Source organism: Paracoccus alkenifer (assembly GCF_900108405.1).
GTDB classification, from domain to species: domain Bacteria; phylum Pseudomonadota; class Alphaproteobacteria; order Rhodobacterales; family Rhodobacteraceae; genus Paracoccus; species Paracoccus alkenifer.
Window position 1 is genome coordinate 61723 of the sequence record NZ_FNXG01000002.1, and the last position, 21489, is coordinate 83211.

Below are 21489 nucleotides of genomic sequence, written 5' to 3' on the forward strand. Positions count from 1 at the left end.
GAATCCTCTCTCTGGTGACCGAATCCGGTAAAAACACCGATCACCCCACTGATCGGTGGATCGATCACCCTATTGATCGATAGACGGATCACCCCACTGATCGGTAGTAGGCATATAAAGTATCCAATAACAAATACTTAGAGGTTTGCCTTCTCTATCTACTCTCACGGCCTCTTCGCGGCCGTTCGAGATAACCGGGGGCAAGCCCCCGACCCCCCCGCCTACGGCGTGCACAAAAGACGAATAGGGACCAGCGGGACAGAATCACCTTCACCACACCGGCGTCACAGAACGGATGCGAAGAGGCCGAAGAGGCCACGCTCGCGTGGCCGAGACCGCGCATACCTGCGCGGTCGAATCTGCCCGGCTACGCCGGGCAGATAACGTGTCGAAATTCGATCACAGATGATTGGTCTACCGATCACCAGCAAGGGGTGGGGAAGGCGTGAAAATCCGTCGAAAGTTCAAGTCCTCCTGATCGTTTCTCAAAAAACGCGTGGGAGAGTCTCTACTGCTGTTCGAAGCGCCTGGACGGGCGCGCGTGCGCCATAGCGGTCATCCTCGATATCTCCGACGAGGTGGCCAAACAACTCCGCGCGGATATGTTTCTCAACCTCGAACTCCGCCCGAAGGCCCTGAACTGCGTAATGTCGGAAAGAGTGGAAGGTCTTCCGAGGTTGTGCGCCGAGTCGGTCATTCTGGATGTTGCGCCACAAATAATCCATCGAGTCCCCGATTTGGGACGCGGCGCTCTTGCGGCGGAGGTTGTGAAAGAGGTCAGCGCGGCCCGCCGCGCGCTGACCCTGAACGAAGCCGAGAAAGCCGAGTTCGATGAGGTGCGAGTGGACGGGGACCACGCGCTCGGACTGTGGGTTTTTCAAGCCGCGCCGCGCGTTCGGGCGGATGCGGATGATGGGGACGCCCTCCGCCTCATCAATATCAGCGGTTTCCAAGCCGCAAATCTCTTCACGCCGCGCTCCCGTATAAGCAGCGATCAAGGGCACCCAGTAAAGCCAGTCCTGGACAATGATGGGGCCGGGCTTGCGGCGGCGCTTGGCGGTCTGGCAGCCCGTCCACACGGGGGCGGCGAAGATGTGCCGGACGTCGTCCGGTGTGAACGCCTCCCGGTCGTCCTTGGCGGCGCGTTTCGAGAAGTGGCGAAGGGGGGACGGGTTGACAGAAGGGTCCACCCGTAGCCCTTCCGCCTGCGCGGCTTTCAGCACCTTCCCGAGATGGACGAGGTTCCTGTTCACCGTGGCGACGGCAAGGCCAACCGGGATACTCGCTGCAGCGGCCTCGGACACGATTTGCACGATAGGCTTCTTCCGCTCTGTCGCACTCCGCCGGTAGGTAGGCGGCAACTGGTCAAGAGTGGCAACAAAATGCGCGAGGTGGTGCTGGCGCATATCGCGGACATCATCCAAGCCGGTGATTTCGCAAAACAGATCAGCGATGGCTCGCAGCTGTGTTAGCGTCTTCGCGTTGGCGCGCCCGGTGCGCGCGTGCATTGCGCTCATCCGGCTCACCACATCAGAGATCCGCGCGGAGAAGCCTGCGGCGCCGCCACGTGAGGGCGCGGGGCGCGGTCGGTGTGTAGCGGTCGCCCGCGGTGCACGTTGTGGCTGCGGGGGCGGTCCTGCGCGGCGCTCCGGCTTCTAGGGCGGTTCCGGCTCATCATCCGGTGCATCGGTGGGCGGGTCGAAAAAGAAAAAGAAAGTGGAGTCCTCCGGCAGATGGGCCGGGTCGCCGCCGGCCTGCTCGTAATCCATCGTCAACCGCTCGCGCCGAACGGCGCGGGCGATGGCTTCCCGGACAATCAACAGGTCGGCCTTTCCTCGGTCAAGGAGGTTCCAACCTAAAACCGCCGCGGTAGACGCGACGCAGGCGAGGCGCTTGGCCTCGAAAGGGTCGGCGGTGCCGAGCGGGATTTGAACCGCTTTCCCGCGATATAGCCGCCGCCAGACATAGAAGCGGCCTCGGCGAAAGACGTAATTTGCGATAGCCAATTGAGGCCCCCAGATGCGGGGTCGGCGGGCCTCGAAAACCTGATGACGCGATGTCATTGTGCTGACGCCGTGTCATCATCCCCAACGGGGCGGGGTCAACAGCCTGACGAATAATGAATTTTCAGAATTCTGGCTGGGGCGGTAGGATTCGAACCTACGGTGCGCGGTACCAAAAACCGGTGCCTTACCACTTGGCTACGCCCCAGCAGTGCGGCGCTATCTAGCCAAGGGGCCGCGGGGGTGCAAGGGGGTCGGGGCAAAAACTTGCGCCATTGCGGCGCCGGGGTTAACGCGCATCCGACACGGCACATCAGGAACGGGGCAGGGCATGGAACGGGCGGAAGTGGTCATCCTCGGCGCGGGGGGTGCGGGGCTGTTCTGCGCGGGCAGCCTTGCGGGGCGCGGGTTGCGGGTGGTGGTGCTGGATCATGCGCGCGCGCCGGGCGAAAAGATCCGCATCTCGGGCGGGGGGCGGTGCAATTTCACCAATCTCGGCACCAGCCACGAAACCTTCCTGTCGCAGGTGCCGCGGTTCTGCGCCTCGGCGCTGGCCGGTTTTCGCCCCGAGGATTTCGTGGCGCTGGTCGACCGCGCCGGCATCGCCTGGCACGAAAAGACCCAAGGCCAGCTGTTCTGCGACGGGCGCGCCAGCCAGATCGTGCAGATGCTGGTCGACCGCATGGGCGGGGCCGAACTGCGGCTGGGGGTGGCGGTCACCGCGGTGACGCGGCACGCCGAGGGGCTGCGGGTGGATACCTCGAAAGGGCCGCTGCTGGCCGCGCATGTGGTGGTGGCGACGGGGGGCAAGTCGATCCCCAGGATGGGCGCGACCGGCATCGGCTATGACATCGCCCGTGCCACCGGCCACCGGCTTACCGACACGCGGCCGGGGCTGGTGCCGCTGACCTTTGCCGAACAGGATCTTGGGCTGTCAGCGCCGCTGTCGGGGATCGGGATCGAGGCGAGGGCGGCGTTGCCCAAGGCGCCCGGCCGCCGCGCCGTCGCCTTTCAGGACCGGCTGCTGTTCACCCATCGCGGCCTGTCCGGCCCGGTGATCCTGCAAATTTCCAGCTACTGGCAACCGGGCGAGCCGCTGGCGCTGGACCTCGCCCCCGGCCACGACATTGCGGACCTGCTGAAACAGGCACGGGCCGAGGGCGGGCGCGCGCAGGCCGCCACGCTGCTGGCGCGGTATCTGCCCGACCGCCTCGCCGCCGCCATCGCGGCGGAACTGGGCATGACCGGCGCGCCGCTGGCCGCGCAGTCGGACGCGCGGATAAAGGGTTTGGCCCGCCGCATCCACGACTGGCGCATCCGCCCTGTCGGGACCGAGGGCTACCGCACCGCCGAGGTCACCGTCGGGGGCGTCGACTGCCGCGATCTCGACGCCCGTAGCCTGCGCTCGCGCCATGTGCCGGGGCTGTATTTCGTGGGTGAGGTGGTGGATGTGACCGGCTGGCTCGGCGGCTACAACTTCCAATGGGCCTGGGCCTCGGGCCACGCCGCCGCGCAGGCGATCCTGGCCGGCTGACCAGCTGCTTCTTTCTGGCTGAAATACCCTGGGGGGAGCCGGCCCGCGGCCGGCGGGGGGCAACGCCCCCATGCGACTACACCCGCAGGGGTTCCGCCTTGGCCAGCGCGTCGAACCGCATCAGACTGGCGATCAGGGCCGGCATCTGGTCCAGCGGGATCATGTTCGGCCCGTCCGAGGGGGCGCGGTCGGGATCCTCATGCGTCTCGATGAAGACGCCGGCGATGCCCAGCGACACCGCCGCCCGCGCCATCACCGGGGCGAATTCGCGCTGCCCGCCCGATGATCCGCCCTGTCCCCCCGGCTGCTGCACCGAATGGGTCGCGTCCATGATCACCGGCCAGCCGGTCCGCGCCATGATCGGCAAGGACCGCATGTCGGCCACCAGCGTGTTGTAGCCGAAACTGACCCCGCGTTCGGTCAGCAGGATGCGGTCGCTGCCGGTCGAGGCGACCTTGTCGGCCACATTCGCCATGTCCCACGGCGCCAGGAACTGGCCCTTTTTCACATTGACCACTGCGCCCGAACGCCCCGCCGCCAGCAGCAGGTCGGTCTGGCGCGACAGGAACGCCGGGATCTGGATGATGTCCACCACCTCGGCCGCGCGCACGGCCTGTGCTTCGTCATGGACATCGGTCAGCACCGGGCAGCCGATGCGCTCGCGCACGGTGGCCAGCATCGCCAGCCCCTCGTCGATACCGATGCCGCGCTTGCCCGACAGCGAGGTGCGGTTGGCCTTGTCATAGCTGGCCTTGAACACGAACCCCGCGCCGGCGTCGGCGCAGGCGCGCGCCAGCGGTTCGGCGATCGACAGCGCATGGTCCAGGGTTTCCAGCTGGCAGGGCCCGGCGATCACCACCAGCGGCAGGTCGTTGCCAAAGGTGACATTGCCCACGGCGACACGGGCCTGCGCCACGGGTGCCAAACTCACGACGACACCTGTTCGCGCAGGATCGAAACGGTCAGCGACAGCATCAGGTATATTCCCCCAAAGATCAGAAAGGCGACCAGCGTGTTCTGGAACGCCCTGGGATAGGTGGCCTCGTCCGGCGGGACCGGAGGCATCGACAGCGACAGGTAGCGCACCTGTTTGTTGGCCTCGACCCGCGCGGCCTCCATCTGCTGGGCGGCGCTGGCCAGCAGCTGCTGGCGCGTCCCCAGGTCGCTTTCGGCGATGCGCAGCTGCCCGGTGATCGCGGCCAGCGATCCGCGGGTGGTGGAATCGGTGGTCAACTGGGCGCGGGTCTCGGCGATCATCTGTTCCAGCCGGCTGATATCGCCCTGAACGCCCTGAACCCGGCTCTGGTTCGGGCGCAGGTTCGATTGCAGCTGCCCCAGCTCAAGCCGCTTTTCCGCCAGCTGCGTTTCCAGCGCGCCGATCCGCCCCATCACCGCACCGCTTTCCGCAGCCGGGTCCAGCACGCCCAGCTGTTCCTGCAATTCCTGAATTCTTGCCTGCGATTCCAGAACCTTGCGTTCGGCCTCGGCATAGTTTTCCATCGCGCCCCGCATCTGATCATCGCGCAGCCGCGCGCTCATCTGGTCGACCTGACCCTCGGCATAGGAAATCAGCGCCAGCGAGAATTGTTCCGACAGGGCGGGGTCGGGGGCAATCACCTCCATGTTGATGACGCCCTCGGTCGGGTCATAGCCGATCTTGACCGAGCGTTCATAAAGCCCATAGGCCTGTTCGTTCGTCGCGTTTTCGGGCAGGCGCAGCAGCGCGTCCACCGCCGGATCCTGAAAGGCCCGGGTAAAGCCCAGATCGTTGTCCAGCCGCAGCATCGCCGCGCGCGAGGTCAGATAGCTTTGCACCGATACGCTGTCGGGGTTGGTCGCCATGGGCGAGGCGCCCAGCAGCGCGCCGCCATCGCCGGAAAACCCGCCGTCGGCCTGCTGGATCAGAAACTGCGAATAGGTCGCATAAAGCGGGGTGGCCTGCGTGTGGTAATACCACCCCGCGATCAGCGTCGGCAGCCCGACGAAAAACGCCAGCCGCGCCAGCAGGAACCCCAGCCGCTTGCGCCGGCGCCGGGCGATATCCTGCTGGATGCGATAGATTTCGGCGGCGCGGCGTTCCTCGGTCAGCGCCTCGCGCGAGGGCAGGCCGGGCGCGCCGTCGCCCGGAGGCAGCGGCGCGATTTCCCGCCGGCGGGTGCGTGCGGGCAGGCCGGGCGCGGGCAGGGGCACGGGCGCGCGGGGCGACGGCGCGGCCTGCGCCTCGGCCCCGGCTTCGGACAGGATGCGCCCCAGTGCGCCGCGGTGGAACGGGTCGATGCCGCGCTGACGCAACAGCAGCACGGCCTCGTGTTCCGAAGCAGCCTCGATCCCGTGCATGGCGGCGATGCGCATCGCCATGCGCAGCTGGCGCGAGGTCAGGTTTTCGGCCCTTATCGCGGCCAGCGCCTGCGGATCGACGGGTTGGGCGGGATCGTGATCGGCGTTGGCGGCGTCGGCCCCCACCCCAGCGGGCGCAGCGCCCTCTGCCCCCGGAAAGCGGCGATCGCCGAACCCGTCGTCGGTATCGGGCAAGGCGCCGCCCTTGCGCAATTCGACCCGGACGGAGGGGCGCGGGGCCGCGGCGTCTGCACCCTCGGGGCGAGGGGTATCGCCCCAAGCGGCCCCGCGCGCGGCGGCGACAGGGGATTCGGATGCGCTCAGGTGAAACCGGCGGACCTTAGGTGGTGTAATCATAATACTGCTTCGCCTCATCCAGGCTGTCGAACATGTAAAGCCGCCCGTCGCGCAACACGCCCGCGCGACGGCAAAAACGTTCCAGCGTCGCCGGCTGGTGCGACACCACCACCACGGTCGAGGTCTTCAGCCGGTCGTAAAGCACGCTGCCGGCCTTGCGGTTGAATTCCACATCGGTGGTCGAGGGCATCCCCTCGTCGATCAGATAGATGTCGAATTCCAGCGCCAGCAGCAGCGCGAAGGTCAGCCGCGAGCGCATCCCCGAGCTGTAGACCCCGACCGGCTGGTCGAAATATTCGTCGATGTCGCACAGCCAGCGGCAAAAGGCCGACACGTAATCCGGGTCCAGCCCGTAGATGCGGGCGATGTAGCGCGAGTTCTCGTTTCCCGACAGCCGCGGGATCACGCCCCCCATGAATCCCAGCGGAAACGACACCCGGCAGGTGGCGCGGATATGGCCCTCGTCGGGTTTTTCCAGCCCGCACATCATGTTGATAAGCGTGGTCTTGCCGGTGCCGTTGGGGGCCAGGATGCCCAGCGATTCCCCCAGTTCGACCCGAAAGGACGCCTGGTCCAGAATGACCTTGCGCTGGGTGCCGGTCCAGAAGGACTTCGATACATTGTCGAATTCCAGCATGGTTGCAGTCGGCTTTCCGCGTCGGTGCCGGCAACCGGCAGTTGTTACTGCGGGATGGGATCGCCCGCATTTTCCGTGCCGAACATAGGCTTGTGCCCCGGTCATGTCCATTGCGCGCCGTCGGATCCTGAGAATGCAATCTGTTATCCCGGCAGGGTCGTGCCTATCTGTCACGGCATGAGCGATGTTTCCCGGCAGTTTCCAGCCTCTCAGCCGTCTGATCTGCCGGTGGCGGCCGAGCTGCGCGACTGCCGCCTGTGCGCCCAGCGTTTCGCCGCCACGGCAACCGCCCATGCGCCCCGCCCGGTGGTGTGGTTCGCCCCCGGTGCGCGGGTGCTGGTGGCCAGCCAGGCGCCGGGGATGCGGGTGCATCAGTCGGGACGGCCCTTTACCGACCGCTCGGGCGAGCGGCTGCGCGACTGGATGGGGGTGGACGAGGCCACGTTCTACGACCGCTCGCGCGTGGCGATCGTGCCGATGGGGTTCTGCTTTCCGGGCTATGACGCCAAGGGCGCGGACCTGCCGCCGCCCCGGCTTTGCGCCGAGACCTGGCGGGCGCGGATCATGCGCGATCTCGACCCGCAGGTGACGCTGCTGATCGGCGGCCATGCGATCCGCTGGCATCTTGGGCTGCGCGACGTGACTGCGGCGGTGGCGGGGTGGCGCGACCATGCGCCCCGGGTGTTCCCCTTGCCTCATCCCTCGTGGCGCAATACCGCTTGGCTGAAACGCAACCCGTGGTTTCAGGCCGAGCTGGTCCCGGAACTGCGCAAGACGCTTGCCGAGGTGCTGTGACCCCGCCCGAACCCGCCCCCGATTCCGACCTTACCGAGCTTGACCGGCTCTGCGCCGCCGTGCCCTTTCACGACGCCGACCCCGTGCAGCGGGCGGCGGTGCTGCGGCGGCTGGCCGATACGGAACTGCATGTCGCCCTGTCGGCGGACCCGGTGGACGACCGCGCCGATCTGCGGATGTTCGAGCTGCCGGGGGCCGAGGTTGCGCTGGCCTCGGACGATGCGGCGGCGCTGGCGGGGTTTCTGGGCGGGCCGGTCGCGCATCTGTCGCTGCCCGGGCGGGTGCTGGCGCGCGAACTGGCGCAGGCGGGGCGGGGGCTGCTGGTCAACCCCGGCCGCCCGTCCGAGATGCTGCTGGACGCGCCGGCGCTGGCGTGGCTGATCGCCGCGCTGGCCGAATCGCCCGCGGCGGCCGATGCCCTGCCGCGCGGCCTTGCCGCCCCCTCGCCGCAAGCCGTCGCGGTGCTGGCCGAGCCGCTGGCCACAAGGCTTGCCGACATGGCCGGCATGGTCGCCGGCGCGGCGCTGGTGGGCGTGGAATGGCAGGACGGCCGGCAGGGCCACCTGATCGCCGTGATGGGCGCCGCCGACGAACCCGCCGGCGCCGACGCCGGCCGCCGCGCCATCGCCAAGGCGCTGGCCGAGCTGGTGGCCTTTCTGCCGCCGGTCGAGGGCGGGGTGGACGTCACCTTTCAGCCCCTGCCGCTGCCCCCAGGCGCCGTGCGGATCGAGGCCACCGCCCCACCGGCCCCGTCGCCTCCGGAAAGGCCCCGCAAACCGGACGCCCCGCCCCGGCTGCGCTAGGCCCCCCGCTTCTTCCTTGTCCAAATATCCCGGGGGGCGGCGCATCGCGCGGCGGGGCAGAGCCCCATCGGCGTGTCCTCAATATCCGCGCGCGCGATCCACGAGATGTAGCAGCGGCCGGCCGTCCATGGCGCGGCGCAGGTTTTCGGCGACGACCGGGGCGGCGGTGGAGCGGCGGGTCTCGGCGGCGACATGCGGGGTCACGGTCACGCGCTGGTGGCGCCAGAACGGGTGCGCGGGCGGCAGCGGCTCGGCGCGGAACACGTCCAGCACCGCGTGCCCCAGGCGGTTGCTGTTCAGTTCGGCCAGCAGCGCGTCGTCGTCCAGCACCGTGCCGCGGCCGGGGTTCAGCAGCACCGCCCCGCGCGGCAGCATCGCCAGCCGCCGCGCATCCAGCAGCCCGCGCGTCTGCGGCGTGTCGGGCAACAGCGAGATCAGCACCTCAGCCTGTCCCAGCGCCTGCGCCAGCGCGGCCGCGCCCAGCATCCGCACGCCCGGAACCGCGCGCCCCGAGGCCGACCAGCCGGTCACGGCGAACCCCACGCCGCGCAGCGCCGCGGCGACCGCCCGGCCCAGCTCTCCCATCCCCAGGATCGTGACCTTGCGGCCGGACGCCAGCGGCGGCACCAGCGTATTGCGCCAGACGCCGTCCTGCCGGTAATGATCCATCCCCAGATGAAAGCGCATGGTCCAGCCCAGGCACCATTCCGACATGCCCTGCGCCAGTCCCGGATCGACCATCCGGCACAGCGGCTGGGTCAGGGTCTCGTTGCCCACGATCCGCTCGACCCCGGCCCACAGGCTTTGCACCAGCCGGGCGTTGGTAAAGGGGCGGAAATCCATCTCTTGCCCCCCCGCCGGATAGCCGGGCGCATAGATCACCGCGTCAAAGCCGGCCGGGTCGCCTTCGCGGCACAGCTCGATTTCCGGGCAGGCGGCGCGCAGGGCAGGGGCCCAGCGGTCCCAGGACGGCGGCGGAGCGGCAAAGAACACCCGCATCAGCGCGGCCTGTTCACATGCGCGGATTGCACGATGCCGAACGCCATCAGCAGGATCATCAGTTGTGTCCCCCCATAGCTGACCAGCGGCAGCGGTGCGCCCACCACCGGCATCAGCCCCATCACCATCCCCATGTTCACCGCGAAATACAAAAAGAACGTCCCCGCGATGCCCAGCGTCAGCAGGCTGGCGAAACGGTCGCGGTTGGTCAACGCCGAATACAGGCAAAAAGCGATGATCAGCGCGTAAAGCGACAGCAGCGTGATCGAGCCGACAAAGCCGAATTCCTCGGCCAGCGAGGTAAAGATGAAATCTGTATGCTTTTCGGGCAGGAAATTCAGCCGGCTTTGCGTGCCCTGCATGAAGCCGCGCCCCGACCAGCCCCCCGATCCCAGCGCGATCTGCGCCTGGGTGATGTTGTAGCCCGCGCCCAGCGGGTCGCTGCCGGGGTCCAGGAATGTGTCGATGCGGCGATACTGGTAATCATGGATCAGCTGCCAGTCGGTGCCGCGGCTTTTCAGCACCGCGAACACCAGCCCGGCCCCGCTGCCGATCACCACGGCGAAATACCACAGGCTGACGCCGGCCACGAACATCATCAGCGCGCCGCCCGCCACCAGCATCACCGAGGTGCCCAGGTCCGGCTGCGCCAGTACCAGCCCGGTCGGGATCAGGATCAGCAGCACCGGGATCAGCACCCACAGCGGCCGCGACACCCTGCTTAGCCCCAGCCAGTCGTAATAGGCCGCCAGCACCAGAACCAGCGCGATCTTGGTGATCTCGGAGGGTTGCAGCTTGACGGGGCCGATATCCAGCCAGCGCTGCGCCCCCATGGCGTGGTGGCCGAACACGTCCACCGCCACCAGCAGCAGCAGGCACACCACATAGGCCGCCACGGAAATCGAGCGCCAGAACCAGATCGGGGTGAACGCCAGCGCGATCATCGCCACCATGCCGACGACGAAACGTCTCATCTGCGGTTCGGCCCAGATCTCGGCCCGGCCGCCGGCAATGGAATACAGCATCAGAAAGCCGGTCGCCGCGACCGCGGCCAGCAGGAACACCAGCGGCCAGCTGAGATACAGGATCTTGCGCCAGCCGGTCGGGGTCTGTTCGGATTTATAGTCGAGATAGCCGCTCATCGTCCTGCCCGTTCCGCATCTGCCCGGATGCCGCCGCCCGCCGCCGTCACGCCCGCGCCCGCCCGTTGGTCTGCGGGGCAGGGGCCGGGGTCAGGTTCATCCGCGCGCGCATTTCCTCGATGGCGCCGCGCTGTCCCGCAGGATAGGCATCCAGCGGCGGCAGCCCTCCGGCCAGCGCGAACAGCAGGATGTCGCGGCCGATGGGGGCGGCCACGGTGCCGCCGCCGCCGCCATGCTCGACCACCACCGAAACCGCGTAGCGCGGCGCGTCAAAGGGCGCATAGCACACGAACAGCGCATGGTCGCGGCGATTCCACGGCAGCTGCTCGTTGCGGATCACGCCGCGGGCGCGTTCCGCCGCAGTGATGTTGCGCACCTGGCTGGTGCCGGTCTTGCCCGCCATGCGCCATTCCGGGGCCAGGATACGCGACCGCGCCGCGGTGCCGTGGCTGCCGTTCATCACCGCGTCCATGCCGGCGCGGGCGGTGCGCAGATTGGCCTCGCGCAGGCCAAGGTCGTTGAAATCCGTTTCCGGCACCGCGGCCCCGTTCACCGCCCGCACCAGCCGCGGCGCCACCTCGCGCCCCGTCGCCACGCGCGCGGTCATCACCGCCAGCTGCAAGGGCGAGGCCAGCACGTAGCCCTGCCCGATCGAGGCGTTGATGCTGTCGCCCACCTGCCATTCCTGATCGTGGCGGGCGCGTTTCCAGGCGCGGTCGGGGGCGATGCCTTCGGCAATCGCGGACATCGGCAGTTCGTGGCGCACGCCGATGCCAAGCCGGCGGGCCATTTCCGCCATCCGGTCGGCGCCGATCCTCTGCGCCAGCTCGTAATAATACACGTCGCAAGAGCGTTCGAGGCTGGCCACCGCCGCAACCGAGCCGTGGCCGCCCCTGCTCCAGCAGTGAAAGCGGCGGCCGGCGACGGTGGTGTGGCCGGGGCAGTAGAACCGCGAGCCGGCGTCGATCAGCCCCGATTCCAGCCCCGCCAGCAGCGGCACCATCTTGAAGGTCGAGCCGGGCGGATACACCCCCTGCACGGTCTTGTCGGCCAGCGGCCGGTGGTCGTGTTCCATCAGCGCGCGGTAATCCGGCCCGGAAATCCCCCGCACGAACAGGTTCGGGTCAAAGGTCGGGGCCGAGGCGCTGGCCAGGATATCGCCGTTCTGCACGTCGATCACCACGGCGGCGGCGCTTTCCTCGCCCAGCCGCTGCACGGCGAAATTCTGCAAGGCCGCGTCGATGGTGATCTGCACGGTTTCGCCCTGCTGGCCCTCGATCCGCTCCAGCTCGCGCATCTCGCGGCCGGCGCTGTTGACCTCGACCCGGCGGGTGCCGGCCTTGCCGCGCAGGCGTTCCTCAAGCCGGGCCTCGACCCCCAGCTTGCCCAGCTGGAATTCGGGCAGCATCAGCACCGGGTCGGGGTCTTCCATCCGCGACAGGTCGTAATCCGAAACCGGGCCGACATAGCCCAGCACATGCGCGAAATCGCCCGCCCGCGGATAGCTGCGCGACAGGCCCGATTCGGGGCTGACACCGGGCAGGGCGGGCGCGTTGACCGCGATCGAGGCGAATTGTTCCCATGACAGCCGGTCGGCCACCACCACGGGGGTGATGGCGCTGCGCTTGCCGATCTCGGCTAGGACCGCCTCGATGGCGGTGTCGGTCATCGGGATCAGCTGGCGCAGGCGGGCCAGCACCAGTTCCGGGTCGCCGGCCTCTTCGCGGGTGATGGTGGCGCGGTAATTGGCCTCGTTTCCGGCCAGCAGCACGCCGTTGCGGTCGTGGATCAGCCCGCGCGCGGGCGGCAGCAGCCGCAGCTTGATCGAGTTGCCGTCCGACAGCATCCGGAATTCATCGGCGCGGTCCAGCTGCATGGTCTTGAGCCGCCAGCCCAGCGTTGCCACCACCGCCGCCTGCACCGCACCCAGCATCAGCGCGCGACGGTTGATCGCGCGGTTGCTGTCGGTGATGTCGCGGGCGGATTTCTTCATCGCTTGGGGCTTATGGTTCGGGTTTCAGCGTGCAGGTTTCAGCGTTCGGGCCAGTTCAGTTCCGCGGGCGAGGGGCGACGCAGCCCCAGCGGGTGCAGCACTGCCACCACCAGCGGATAGGCCGCGACGGTGGCAATCAGGCGCAGTATATCCTGCCCCAAGGGCGGCAGCGGCGCCAGTGTCGGCGGGACCAGAAACAGCGTGCGCAGCGTCCGCTCGGCCAGCACCATCAGCGCCATCAGCGCCGCCACCCGCAGCCACTCGACCACAAAACCCTGCGTGCGGCCGCGATGGGCGCCGCGGCGCAGGGTCTCGGCCGCAAGCACGGTGATCGCGGCGCCAAGCCCGGGCGGGCGAAACAGCAGGATATCGGCCAGCAGCGCCACCGCACCGATGGTCAGCGGCGGCACCTGCGCCGGGCGGCGCACCACCCAGGCCAGCGTCATCGCGGTCAGCATGTCGGGGCCTGGCACGCCGATCCGCCCCGGCGCCAGCGGCAGCAGCGCCGCGACGATCAGCGCCAGCGCCAGCACCACATACAGCGACTGGCCGGCAAGCTGGCGCTGGCGGGCGGGGGACAGCATCGCCTAGTCCGCCTGCGCGCCAGCGGACTGAGCCGGCGCCGGGACCGGCGCCGCGGGTAGGCTGGGTCCGATAAGGCCCGGCTCGGGCGGGCGGATCAGCAGCCCGCTGTCGGCGATCTGTTCGGCCGGGTGGCTGCGCAGCACGCGCAGGAATTCAAGCCGCCCGTAATCCGCGGCCAGCCGCACCCGCATCCTGCGGTCCGAGGTCTGCACCGCCTGCCCGACCAGCAGCCCCGGCGGGAACAGCCCGCCGTCGCCGGATGTGATCACACGGTCGCCGGGCCGCACGTTTTCGGGGCTTTCCATGAAATCCAGATAGGGCAGGGCGGTGTTGTCGCCGGTCAGCAGCGCCTTTTGCCCCGAGGGCTGGATCGTCACCGGCAGCCGCGACGAAGGGTCGGTCAGCAGCATCACCCGGCTGGTCGTCTCGCCCACGCCGGAAATCCGCCCGACCAGCCCCAGCCCGTCCATGGTGGCCCAGCCGTCCAGAATGCCGTCGCGGGCGCCTCGGTTCAGCAGCACCGACTGGCGGAACGCGGTGCCGCTGTCGGTCAGCACCACCCCCGAGACGCTGGTCAGCGCCGGGTCCAGCCGCACGTTGTTCTGCGCCAGCAGCTTGGCGTTTTCCTGTTCCAGCTGCACCGCGGCTTCTTTCCAGGCGGTCATGCGCTGCAATTCGCGGCGCAGTTCCTGGTTTTGCGCGTAAAGCCGCCGATAGGACTGAAACCCGGAAACCATCCGGCTGGCCGCCGTCACCGGCGCCATCGCCCAGTCCAGCGAGGGCACGAAACGATCCACGAAAGCCGCGCGCATCCGTTCCGCCCGCGGGCTGTCGATGCGCCAGAACACGAACACCGCCAGCAGCGACAGCACCAGCAGCGCCACCAGCACCCGCCGGACCGGGGTCGCATAGTCATAGCTGCGGCGCGCCATTGGCCGCCTCAGCTGTCGTAGTCGATGACGTGGCGCAGCTGCTTTTCGTATTCCAGCGACTTGCCGGTGCCCAGAGCCACGCAGTTCATCGGCTGATCGGCAAGGCTGATCATCAGCCCGGTCTGTTCGCGCAGGGCCAGATCCATCTCGCCCAGCATGGCGCCGCCGCCCGACAGCATCACGCCGCGGTCCACGATGTCGGCGCCCAGATCGGGGGGCGTCGCCTCAAGCGCGATCATCACCGCCTCGCAGATCTGCTGCACCGGCTCGGCCAGCGCCTCGGCGACCATGGCCTGGGTGATCTCGACCTCTTTCGGGACGCCGTTCAGCAGGTCGCGGCCGCGCACCTGCATGGTGGCGCCGCGGCCGTCGTCGGGCATCCGGGCAGTGCCGATCGAGGTCTTGACCTTTTCGGCGGTCTGTTCGCCGATCAGCAGATTATGGTGGCGGCGCAGATAGTTGACGATGGCTTCGTCCATGCGGTCACCGCCGACGCGCACGCTGCGGGCATAGACCACATCGCCCAGCGACAGCACCGCGACCTCGGTCGTGCCGCCGCCGATGTCGACGACCATGCTGCCGGTGGGTTCGGTGATCGGCATCCCCGCGCCGATGGCCGCGGCGATGGGTTCGGCGATCAGCCCGGCCTTGCGCGCGCCCGCCGACAGCACCGACTGCCGGATCGCGCGCATCTCTACCGGAGTGGCCCCGTGCGGCACGCACACGATCACCTTGGGCTTGGAAAACGAGGTGCGCTTGAACACTTTCTTCATGAAGTGCTTGATCATCACCTCGGCGCTGTCGAAATCGGCGATGACGCCTTCGCGCATCGGGCGGATCGCCTCGATCGAGCCGGGGGTGCGGCCAAGCATCAGCTTGGCGTCCTCGCCCACGGCCAGCACCTGTTTCTTGCCGTCCTTGACGTGATAGGCCACGACCGAGGGTTCGTTCAGGATCACGCCCTTGCCCTTGACGTAGATCAGTGTGTTCGCGGTGCCCAGGTCGATCGCGATATCGGTCGAGAAAAGACCGAAGAATGCCATGTCAAATCCCTTCCGTGCCTGCCCGGTGCCGCTTGTGCCCGGTGCCGCTTGTGCTTGTGCCCGGCGATCCTGCCGGCGGGGCCGATTGCGGCTGCGCCCCCTATAGGCCCGGCGCCCCTTGGGGAAAAGCCGATTCTGGCGCCCTTGTCGGGGGCCGGACGCAGCGGACGGGCGGTCTTTCGCCGATGGCGATGCGCCCGTGCTGCCGGGCCGTGGCCGAAGGGGCCGACAAAAAAGGGGCGCATCGCTGCGCCCCCTTTGCGGTTCCTAGACCGTATACATGCTGATTGCCCTTGTGTCGGCATCGGGCGAGGTGCGTTCGCGGCGCACCTTGAGCCGGTTCAGCGCGCCCACATAAGCCTTGGCGCTGGCAAGGATCGTGTCCACGTCGGATGCCTGCCCGGTGGCGATGCGCCCGTCCTCTTCCATCCGGACGCTGACGGTGGCCTGGGCGTCGGTGCCCTCGGTCACGGCATGGACCTGGTAAAGCTGCAAGGTGGCGTGGTGTTCGAACATCGCATCGACCGCGTTGAAGGTCGCGTCCACGGGGCCGTCGCCCTGCCGGGTCTCGGTCAGCTCGGCATCGCCCACCACCATGGTCAGCGTGGCCATCGCAGGCTCGCCCCCGCCGCAGACGACGCGCAGCTTTTTCACCTGCAAATAGTCGCTGTCGGTGTTGGCGGCGCTGTCCTGCATCAGCGCGACCAGATCGTCGTCGTAGATTTCCTTTTTGCGGTCGGCCAGTTCCTTGAACCGCACAAATATATCCTTGAGCTGGTTGTCCCCCAGATCATACCCCAGATCGCCCAGCTTGGCGCGCAGCGCGGCGCGGCCGGAATGCTTGCCCATGGCGATATTGGCCTCGTTCAGGCCGATGTCGGCGGGGCGCATGATCTCGAAGGTCTCGACGTTTTTCAGCACGCCGTCCTGATGGATACCCGATTCGTGCAGAAAGGCGTTCTTGCCGACGATGGCCTTGTTGAACTGCACGGGGAAACCGGAAACCTGGCTGACCCGGCGGGAAATCCCCATGATCTTGCGGGTGTCGACGCCGGTGGTCCAGGGCATGATGTCGTGGCGCACCTTGAGCGCCATCACCACCTCTTCCAGCGCGGCGTTGCCGGCGCGCTCGCCCAGCCCGTTGATGGTGCATTCGATCTGGCGGGCGCCGGCCTCGACCGCGGCAAGGCTGTTGGCGGTCGCCATGCCCAGGTCGTTGTGGCAATGGGTGGAAAACACCACGCTGTCGGCGCCCGGCACCCGCTCGATCAGCATCCGGATCAGCGCCGCCGATTCGCGGGGCGCGGTATAGCCCACGGTGTCGGGGACGTTGATCGTGGTGGCCCCCGCCTTGATCGCGATTTCCACCACCCGGCATAGGTAATCATGTTCCGTCCGGGTCGCGTCCATCGCCGACCACTGCACGTTGTCGCACAGGTTGCGGGCATGGGTCACGGTCTGGTGGATGCGGTCCGCCATCTGGTCCATGTCCAGATTCGGGATCGCCCGATGCAGCGGCGAGGTGCCGATAAAGGTGTGGATACGCGGGCGGCGGGCGTGTTTCACCGCCTCCCAGCAGCGGTCGATGTCGGGGATCTGGGCGCGGGCCAGCCCGCAGATCACTGCGCTTTGCGCCTGTTTCGCGATTTCGCTGACGGCGGCAAAGTCGCCCTCAGAGGCGATGGGAAAGCCCGCCTCGATGATGTCCACGCCCATTTCGTCCAGCATCTGGGCGATTTCCAGCTTTTCGGCATGGGACATGGTGGCGCCGGGGGATTGTTCCCCGTCGCGCAGCGTGGTGTCGAAAATCAGCACCCGGTCGGAATCGCGGGCTGTCGTGGTGGCGGTGGTTGCGCTGGCAGAGGTCATGTCGCGTCTCTTGAATACTGTTGCTTCTGGGGTGGCCGGGCGCTGTGCCAGACTGAGCGGCGGCCCGGCGGACCCGCTCAGCGCAGCGTAAGAAGCAGCAGACCGCGGAGTTTCATCACCAGACGCCCGCCCGGCAGCGGGCAGGCGGCACGCGCAGACGCGCCCGGGCGATGGCCGGGGGCAGGGGGCGTGGCATGGTGCAGGGTCCGCGTCATGCGGCGACTATAACCCGAGTTTCATTCTTGAAAAGGGGGCGCGGGTGGAAAATCGGGGCAATACAGGCTTGCCCCGGATCGCGGTTGCGGATCAGGCCCCCTTGGGGCCGGCGGCGCCGACGCGGGGGAATTCGATCTTGGGGCACCGATCCTGCACCACGGTCTTGCCCGCCGCGCGGGCCTTGTCCGCGGCCTGATCGTGCATCACCCCGATCTGCATCCAGATGGTTTTCAGCCCCGGCAGCGCGGCCAGCGCCTCGTCCACCACCGCGGGCACGGATTCCGAGCGGCGGAAGATATCGACCATGTTAACCGCGGCATCGGCGGGAATGTCGGAAAGCGTGGCATAGGTGGTCTCGCCCAGGATCTGCTCGCCGGCGTGGCCGGGGTTCACCGGGATGATTCGATAGCCCAGATTTTGCAGGTAATGCGCGACCTCGTGGCTGGGACGCTCGGGCTTGGGCGACAGCCCCACCACGGCGATGTTGCGGGTTTGCGCGGCGATACGGGCGATATCGGGCTGGGTCATGCTGGTCTCCTCATCAGGGGTTCAGACAGAAAAAAGCGCCCGGTCGGGGACCGGGCGCAAGTCGCGGAACGAGGGACAGTGATCTGAACAAGACCGTTCCGTGGCCCTGTTCATGATGTAAATGTGCATCACTGCCCTTGGGTTCCATACGCATACACGCAAAAGTGAGGATTTTCCCGCGGCGTCCATCCGGCCCTCAGCGCGACTGGCGTTTCCACGCCCGCGCCGCAAGCCCGAGGATCGCGGGATCCTTGCGCAGGCGTTCGCGGGCCGAGGCCGAGCCGGCCAGATAGACCGTCCCGTTCAGCACCACGAAATGCTGCGGCTCGCCGGGGTGGCGTTCGCCCTCGGACAGCGCAACGGGGCAGTTGCCGCCGAAAGCGGGCGCATAGGCGCCGGGATTCGCCTCGAACGCGGCGCGGTTGGCGTCATTGGAAAACCGCCACTCGCGCCCCTTCCAGTGGGTCGAGATCGCCGCATCGCCCCCCACCGGCCGGCCCGCGTCGCGCAGGCTGACCGGATCCATGCCGCCCAGAGCCTGCGCCATCGCCGGTCCCGACAGCAGGCCCCACAGTGCCAGCGCCGCCAGCGCATGGCCGCGGGCCGCTGGACGGCGAAATGCGGCCAGGCGGGCCAGAATGCTTGTATCTCGAATCATCGCGTCCGTGCGGGCAAGGGGGGCTGCTGGCATCATGCGATCCTGTGTCGCATCACCGCCCGCCCCGTGCAACGGGTGGGCCAGAAAGATCGCCCCAAAGTGACCGCCAGTGTTCCGCCCGTGCCCCGCATGTTCACGCCCGGGTCGCCGCATACAGCGCCACTGCCGCCGCGTTCGACACGTTCAGCGACCCGAAATCCGCCGCAAACGGGATGCGCACCACCTGATCGCAGGTCTCGCGCGTGCGTTCGCGCAGCCCCGGCCCCTCGGCGCCCAGCACCAGGCAGATGGCGCGGCCGGGCAGGGCGGCCAGTGCCTCGGGAAGGGTGGCGGTGCCCTCGCCGTCAAGCCCCAGCACGGTGTAGCCCATCGACTGCAACTCGATCAGCGCATCGGCCAGGTTGACCACCCGCAGATAGGGCTGGCGTTCCAGCGCCCCCGAGGCGGTCTTGGCCAGCGCCCCGGTTTCCGGCGCGGCGTGGCGGGCGGTAGCGATGACCGCGCGGGCGCCGAACACCTCGGCCGAGCGCAGGATCGCGCCGACGTTATGGGGGTCGGTCACCCGGTCCAGCGCCACGATCAGCGGGCGCGAGCCCTCGGCCCCGGCTGTCGCGATGTCGGCCAGCCGGCCCCAGTCCAGCGGCCTGACCTCGACCGCGGCGCCCTGATGGACGGAATCGGGCGCCAGCGGCACCTCGCGGTCAAAGACGCGGGCGTCGACGATTTCCGGCTCCATCCCCGAGGCCGCGATGGCGTCCCCCAGCCGGTCGGCGGCGTTTTTCGTCACCACCAGCCGCAGCCGGCTGCGGGCGGGGTTGGCCAGCGCGTCGCGCACCGCGTGCAGTCCGAACAGCCAGACGGTTTCGGCGGCCGCGGCGCGGCGCGCGCGTTCCTTGTCGATCACCCATGCGGGCTTGCGGGTCTTTTTGGGCGGGGTGGTCATCGGTTCTCCTGTCACCTGCCTGATTGCGCCGGGCCGGCGCGGGGCGCAAGAGGCGGCGGGAAAGCGCTTGACCCTGCGGTGGGGCGGGGATAATCACCCCGGACGTCGGGCGACGTGCTGCAAGGTGCGGCAGCGGACTGTAACTCCGCCGGGGAGACCCATGCCTGGTTCGATTCCAGGGTCGCCCACCATTTTCCCCCACAAGGTCGATGGTGTTCGCCGCACAAGCGCAGGACGGCTGATGAACGACGCCCCGCATATCCCCCCACCGACCCGCGGTCAGGCCGAACGCGCCGCCCGCAAGGCGCAGCGCATGGCCGAGCGGCTGGCCCGCAGGGCGGCGCGGAATGCGGGCCGCGCGCCCGTTGCCCCTGAATTCGACATCTTGATCGTGGCGCAGCGCGGCGGCATCGACCGCGAGGCCGCGATTCTTGCCGCCAGCCTGCGCCTGAACACACCCGGTTTCCGCGGCCGGCTGATCGTGGCGGAACCCCAGCCCGGCGGTGCATGGGCGGGCACCGATCCGCGCATGTCGCCCCTTGCGCGTGAGGCGCTGGTCGCGCTGGGGGCCGAGATCCGGCCGCTGCACGCGCGCAGCTTTGGCCGCAGCTATCCGCATGGCAACAAGATCGAGGCGCTGGCGCTGCTCGACCCGGGCCGCCCGTTCCTGTTTCTGGACAGCGACACGCTGGTGACCGGCGATCTGGATGCGGTGGCGTTCGATTTCGCGCGGCCCTCGGCCTCGATGCGGCGCGAGGGCAGCTGGCCCGTGCCGCCGCCCTATCATCACGGCTACGATTCGATCTGGCGGTCGCTTTATGATCGTTTCGGGCTGGATATGGACGGCTCGCTCGACCTGTCGCAGCCGCCGGACCACTGGGAAAGGTTCCTCTATTTCAACGCCGGCTGGTTTTTCGGCGCCGATCCGGCGCAATTCCACCGCCGCTTTCACGACTGGGCGGTGGCGGTGCGCGCCGACCCGGGCGAGGCGCTGGCCTGCCAGTCGCTGGACCCGTGGCTGGATCAGGTGGTGCTGCCGCTGGTGATCCACAGCCTTGGCGGCGGGCGGCCGGGGCCGGAACTGGACGGGCTGGACGGCGACGTCACCTGGCACTGGCGCAACCCGGCCCTGCTTTACGCGCAGGCGCCCGACCCCGCGCTGACGACCTTTGAAACCGTTGCCGCGCTGCCGGAAATCGCCCCGCTGCTGGAGGGTTGGGAAGCGGCGGAACGGCTGCTGACCGGCGGCGAGGGGCGCCGCCTTGTCCGCCCCCTCGGTGCCGCCCACCCGCCGCAGGCCCCCGAACGCGCACTGCGCAAGCGCCTGAAACGCGCCGGGCTGTGGCTGACCTGAGGATTCGGGCGGTCCCAAATATCCCGGGGAGGGGCCAAAGGCCCCGGGGCAGAGCCCCAGCCGCACCCGCGCCGTTGCACCCGCGCCGCCATTTGCGCTAAGCGGGGCCGTTCCCAGCGAATGAGGCGCCCATGTCCGACACCGCCCCCGTTTCCGCCCGCCCCGTTTCCGCCCGTCACGCCGCGGTTGCGCGCAAGACCGCCGAGACCGACATCCACGTCAAGGTTGATCTGGACGGCTCGGGCCGTTCCGACAGCCGGAGCGGGGTCGGATTCTTCGACCACATGATCGACCAGCTGGCCCGGCATTCGCTGATCGACATCGAGCTGAAAGCAGATGGCGACCTGCATATCGACGACCACCACACGGTCGAGGATTGCGGCATCGCGCTGGGGCAGGCGCTGGCGCGCGCGCTGGGGGACAAGCGCGGCATCCGCCGTTATGGCAGCTTTCATCTGGCGATGGACGATGCGCAGGTCCGCGCGGTGCTGGACCTGTCGGGGCGGCCGTTTCTGGTCTGGAACCTGCCGTTCCCGGCGCAAAAGATCGGCAGTTTCGACACCGAGCTGGTGCGCGAATTCTTTCAGGCCCTGTCCACCCATGGCGGCATCACCCTGCATGTCGACCTGATCCACGGTTTCAACGCCCATCACATCGCCGAGGCGACCTTCAAGGCGGTGGCGCGGGCGCTGCGCGAGGCGGTCGAGCCGGACCCGCGGATCGGCGATGCGCTGCCCTCGACCAAGGGGGCGCTGTAGCAC

20 protein-coding genes and 2 tRNA genes are annotated in these 21489 nt (G+C 68.4%); 6 read left to right on the forward strand and 16 right to left on the reverse strand.

Annotation, left to right across the window (positions count from 1 at the left end; translation table 11 throughout):
- Window positions 1-485 precede the first annotated feature (485 nt).
- From BLW83_RS04425 to BLW83_RS04430, 3 genes are all read right to left on the reverse strand, one after another.
- The gene (locus tag BLW83_RS04425; protein ID WP_143042745.1) at window positions 486-1517 is read right to left on the reverse strand and encodes a site-specific integrase; all 1032 of its coding nucleotides are present in this window, start codon (window positions 1515-1517) and stop codon (window positions 486-488) included.
- A 138-nt stretch (window positions 1518-1655) separates the two neighbouring features.
- Window positions 1656-2063, reverse strand: coding sequence for a hypothetical protein (locus BLW83_RS15400; RefSeq protein WP_177172491.1), 408 nt, complete (start codon window positions 2061-2063; stop codon window positions 1656-1658).
- A 73-nt stretch (window positions 2064-2136) separates the two neighbouring features.
- Window positions 2137-2211 (reverse strand) — tRNA-Gln (locus BLW83_RS04430).
- A 123-nt stretch (window positions 2212-2334) separates the two neighbouring features.
- Between BLW83_RS04430 and BLW83_RS04435 the strand changes: the two genes are divergently transcribed.
- Window positions 2335-3537, forward strand: coding sequence for a BaiN/RdsA family NAD(P)/FAD-dependent oxidoreductase (locus BLW83_RS04435; protein WP_090846060.1), 1203 nt, complete (start codon window positions 2335-2337; stop codon window positions 3535-3537).
- Window positions 3538-3613: 76 nt separating this feature from the next.
- Here BLW83_RS04435 and kdsA read toward each other — a convergent pair whose 3' ends face one another.
- The 3 genes from kdsA to BLW83_RS04450 all read right to left on the reverse strand — a co-directional run bounded on the left by kdsA (window position 3614) and on the right by BLW83_RS04450 (window position 6868).
- Window positions 3614-4468 carry a 3-deoxy-8-phosphooctulonate synthase gene (kdsA, locus tag BLW83_RS04440; protein ID WP_245728633.1) on the reverse strand — a complete coding sequence of 285 codons (855 nt, stop codon included), beginning with the start codon at window positions 4466-4468 and terminating at the stop codon, window positions 3614-3616.
- Window positions 4465-6069: a KpsE/RkpR family capsule polysaccharide export protein gene (locus tag BLW83_RS04445; RefSeq protein ID WP_245728634.1), complete on the reverse strand. Its 1605-nt coding sequence runs from the start codon at window positions 6067-6069 to the stop codon at window positions 4465-4467. The genes kdsA and BLW83_RS04445 overlap by 4 nt, the downstream gene beginning before the upstream one ends.
- A 145-nt stretch (window positions 6070-6214) precedes the next feature.
- Entirely contained in the window at window positions 6215-6868 is a 654-nt protein-coding gene (locus BLW83_RS04450; protein ID WP_090846064.1) for an ABC transporter ATP-binding protein, read from the reverse strand.
- Between the two features lie 177 nt (window positions 6869-7045).
- On the opposite strand from BLW83_RS04450, the gene BLW83_RS04455 reads away from it, so the two are divergent.
- Together BLW83_RS04455 and BLW83_RS04460 are read left to right on the forward strand one after the other, a co-directional pair.
- Window positions 7046-7663 carry a uracil-DNA glycosylase family protein gene (locus tag BLW83_RS04455; RefSeq protein ID WP_090846066.1) on the forward strand — a complete coding sequence of 206 codons (618 nt, stop codon included), beginning with the start codon at window positions 7046-7048 and terminating at the stop codon, window positions 7661-7663.
- On the forward strand, window positions 7660-8466 hold the full coding sequence (locus BLW83_RS04460; RefSeq protein WP_090846068.1) for an SseB family protein: 807 nt from the start codon (window positions 7660-7662) through the stop codon (window positions 8464-8466). The genes BLW83_RS04455 and BLW83_RS04460 overlap by 4 nt, the downstream gene beginning before the upstream one ends.
- Window positions 8467-8544: 78 nt before the next feature.
- Here the strand turns inward: BLW83_RS04460 and BLW83_RS04465 are convergent, their stop codons facing one another.
- The 10 genes from BLW83_RS04465 to rlmB all read right to left on the reverse strand — a co-directional run bounded on the left by BLW83_RS04465 (window position 8545) and on the right by rlmB (window position 19374).
- A complete protein-coding gene (locus BLW83_RS04465) occupies window positions 8545-9465 on the reverse strand; it encodes a 2-hydroxyacid dehydrogenase (RefSeq protein WP_090846070.1) in 921 nt (306 codons plus the stop codon).
- Window positions 9465-10607 carry a rod shape-determining protein RodA gene (rodA, locus tag BLW83_RS04470; RefSeq protein ID WP_090846072.1) on the reverse strand — a complete coding sequence of 381 codons (1143 nt, stop codon included), beginning with the start codon at window positions 10605-10607 and terminating at the stop codon, window positions 9465-9467. The genes BLW83_RS04465 and rodA overlap by 1 nt, the downstream gene beginning before the upstream one ends.
- Before the next feature lie 46 nt (window positions 10608-10653).
- Window positions 10654-12600 (reverse strand): penicillin-binding protein 2, encoded by a 1947-nt coding sequence (mrdA, locus tag BLW83_RS04475; protein ID WP_090846074.1) that lies wholly within the window; start codon window positions 12598-12600, stop codon window positions 10654-10656.
- A gap of 38 nt (window positions 12601-12638) precedes the next feature.
- Window positions 12639-13184, reverse strand: coding sequence for a hypothetical protein (locus tag BLW83_RS04480; protein ID WP_090846076.1), 546 nt, complete (start codon window positions 13182-13184; stop codon window positions 12639-12641).
- A 3-nt stretch (window positions 13185-13187) separates the two neighbouring features.
- Window positions 13188-14117, reverse strand: coding sequence for a rod shape-determining protein MreC (gene mreC, locus BLW83_RS04485; protein WP_090846078.1), 930 nt, complete (start codon window positions 14115-14117; stop codon window positions 13188-13190).
- An 8-nt stretch (window positions 14118-14125) separates the two neighbouring features.
- Complete coding sequence (locus tag BLW83_RS04490; RefSeq protein ID WP_090846080.1) at window positions 14126-15160, reverse strand: rod shape-determining protein; 1035 nt, start codon at window positions 15158-15160, stop codon at window positions 14126-14128.
- Window positions 15161-15427: 267 nt separating this feature from the next.
- Window positions 15428-17029: a 2-isopropylmalate synthase gene (locus tag BLW83_RS04495; protein ID WP_090846082.1), complete on the reverse strand. Its 1602-nt coding sequence runs from the start codon at window positions 17027-17029 to the stop codon at window positions 15428-15430.
- A gap of 306 nt (window positions 17030-17335) precedes the next feature.
- Complete coding sequence (locus BLW83_RS04500) at window positions 17336-17773, reverse strand: CoA-binding protein (RefSeq protein WP_090846084.1); 438 nt, start codon at window positions 17771-17773, stop codon at window positions 17336-17338.
- Window positions 17774-17969: 196 nt separating this feature from the next.
- Window positions 17970-18431, reverse strand: coding sequence for a YHS domain-containing (seleno)protein (locus BLW83_RS04505; protein ID WP_245728635.1), 462 nt, complete (start codon window positions 18429-18431; stop codon window positions 17970-17972).
- A gap of 133 nt (window positions 18432-18564) precedes the next feature.
- Window positions 18565-19374 carry a 23S rRNA (guanosine(2251)-2'-O)-methyltransferase RlmB gene (rlmB, locus tag BLW83_RS04510; RefSeq protein WP_090846086.1) on the reverse strand — a complete coding sequence of 270 codons (810 nt, stop codon included), beginning with the start codon at window positions 19372-19374 and terminating at the stop codon, window positions 18565-18567.
- Window positions 19375-19481: 107 nt separating this feature from the next.
- Here rlmB and BLW83_RS04515 point away from each other — a divergent pair.
- From BLW83_RS04515 to hisB, 3 genes are all read left to right on the forward strand, one after another.
- A tRNA-Tyr gene (locus BLW83_RS04515) sits at window positions 19482-19565 on the forward strand.
- A 50-nt stretch (window positions 19566-19615) separates the two neighbouring features.
- Window positions 19616-20728, forward strand: coding sequence for a hypothetical protein (locus BLW83_RS04520; protein ID WP_245728636.1), 1113 nt, complete (start codon window positions 19616-19618; stop codon window positions 20726-20728).
- 131 nt (window positions 20729-20859) lie between these two features.
- Window positions 20860-21486 (forward strand): imidazoleglycerol-phosphate dehydratase HisB, encoded by a 627-nt coding sequence (gene hisB / locus BLW83_RS04525; protein WP_090846088.1) that lies wholly within the window; start codon window positions 20860-20862, stop codon window positions 21484-21486.
- Window positions 21487-21489 lie beyond the last annotated feature (3 nt).

Bases quoted from the DNA above. Each gene is read 5' to 3' on its own strand.
- BLW83_RS04425 (WP_143042745.1), bottom strand. From the start codon at position 1,517: ATGAGCGCAATGCACGCGCGCACCGGGCGCGCCAACGCGAAGACGCTA.
- BLW83_RS15400 (WP_177172491.1), bottom strand. From the start codon at position 2,063: ATGACATCGCGTCATCAGGTTTTCGAGGCCCGCCGACCCCGCATCTGG.
- BLW83_RS04435 (WP_090846060.1), top strand. From the start codon at position 2,335: ATGGAACGGGCGGAAGTGGTCATCCTCGGCGCGGGGGGTGCGGGGCTG.
- BLW83_RS04450 (WP_090846064.1), bottom strand. From the start codon at position 6,868: ATGCTGGAATTCGACAATGTATCGAAGTCCTTCTGGACCGGCACCCAG.
- BLW83_RS04455 (WP_090846066.1), top strand. From the start codon at position 7,046: ATGAGCGATGTTTCCCGGCAGTTTCCAGCCTCTCAGCCGTCTGATCTG.
- BLW83_RS04465 (WP_090846070.1), bottom strand. From the start codon at position 9,465: ATGCGGGTGTTCTTTGCCGCTCCGCCGCCGTCCTGGGACCGCTGGGCC.
- rodA (WP_090846072.1), bottom strand. From the start codon at position 10,607: ATGAGCGGCTATCTCGACTATAAATCCGAACAGACCCCGACCGGCTGG.
- mrdA (WP_090846074.1), bottom strand. From the start codon at position 12,600: ATGAAGAAATCCGCCCGCGACATCACCGACAGCAACCGCGCGATCAAC.
- BLW83_RS04480 (WP_090846076.1), bottom strand. From the start codon at position 13,184: ATGCTGTCCCCCGCCCGCCAGCGCCAGCTTGCCGGCCAGTCGCTGTAT.
- mreC (WP_090846078.1), bottom strand. From the start codon at position 14,117: ATGGCGCGCCGCAGCTATGACTATGCGACCCCGGTCCGGCGGGTGCTG.
- BLW83_RS04490 (WP_090846080.1), bottom strand. From the start codon at position 15,160: ATGGCATTCTTCGGTCTTTTCTCGACCGATATCGCGATCGACCTGGGC.
- BLW83_RS04495 (WP_090846082.1), bottom strand. From the start codon at position 17,029: ATGACCTCTGCCAGCGCAACCACCGCCACCACGACAGCCCGCGATTCC.
- BLW83_RS04500 (WP_090846084.1), bottom strand. From the start codon at position 17,773: ATGACCCAGCCCGATATCGCCCGTATCGCCGCGCAAACCCGCAACATC.
- BLW83_RS04505 (WP_245728635.1), bottom strand. From the start codon at position 18,431: ATGATTCGAGATACAAGCATTCTGGCCCGCCTGGCCGCATTTCGCCGT.
- rlmB (WP_090846086.1), bottom strand. From the start codon at position 19,374: ATGACCACCCCGCCCAAAAAGACCCGCAAGCCCGCATGGGTGATCGAC.
- BLW83_RS04520 (WP_245728636.1), top strand. From the start codon at position 19,616: ATGAACGACGCCCCGCATATCCCCCCACCGACCCGCGGTCAGGCCGAA.
- hisB (WP_090846088.1), top strand. From the start codon at position 20,860: ATGTCCGACACCGCCCCCGTTTCCGCCCGCCCCGTTTCCGCCCGTCAC.